Origin of the sequence: Micromonospora sp. URMC 107, assembly GCF_051386315.1 — a bacterium.
Classification (GTDB): domain Bacteria; phylum Actinomycetota; class Actinomycetes; order Mycobacteriales; family Micromonosporaceae; genus Micromonospora.
This window is the reverse complement of the sequence record NZ_JBPQTK010000293.1, coordinates 1-602: the sequence shown is the minus strand read 5'-3', so window position 1 is coordinate 602 and position 602 is coordinate 1. Positions and strand designations below refer to the sequence as shown.

1 protein-coding gene is annotated in these 602 nt (G+C 72.6%); it reads left to right on the top strand.

Annotated features, from left to right (window positions below; translation table 11 throughout):
* Nucleotides 1–602 (top strand): condensation domain-containing protein (locus ACSNN9_RS28585; RefSeq protein WP_436676407.1); only part of this gene is annotated, 602 nt, incomplete at both ends.

Sequence of the window (602 nt, the reverse complement as noted above, 5' to 3'; positions counted from 1 at the left end):
ACCTGGTGGATCGAGGGTGAGCTGGACCTGCGCGCGCTGATGGCGGCACTCGGCGACGTGCACCGCCGACACGAGGCCCTGCACGCCCGCTACCGCCGCGTCGACCCCCCGGTCGCGCTCGTCCCACCCAACCCGGGCATGCCGCAACTGCGGCTACTCACCGACGCCACCAGCGAACAGGAGGCCCTCGACCAACTCGCCGAGGCCGTGCAGCAGCCCCTCGACTACACCCAGGGCCGCAACTGGCGCGCCGCCCTGATCCGCGACAAGTCCACCGGACGCGTCCTCTTCGGCATCGGCATCCACCACATCGCCTTCGACGGCTGGTCCCACGCGCTGCTCGTCCGCGACCTCAGCCACGCCTACGCCGCCCGGCTGTCCGGAACAGCCCCCGTGTGGGCCCGACCCGCCCCGACCCTGCGCCAGTCCTACGACGAGTACACCCGACTACGCGACGCCGCCGACCTCGAAACCCAACGCGCCTACTGGCGCGAACAACTGCGCGGCCTGCCCCGCCAGGGCCAAGGCCCGGCCACCGCCCCGCTGGAGCAGGCACTGGCCTGGGGACCCAAGGCCGGACACATCGTCACCGTCACCCCCGA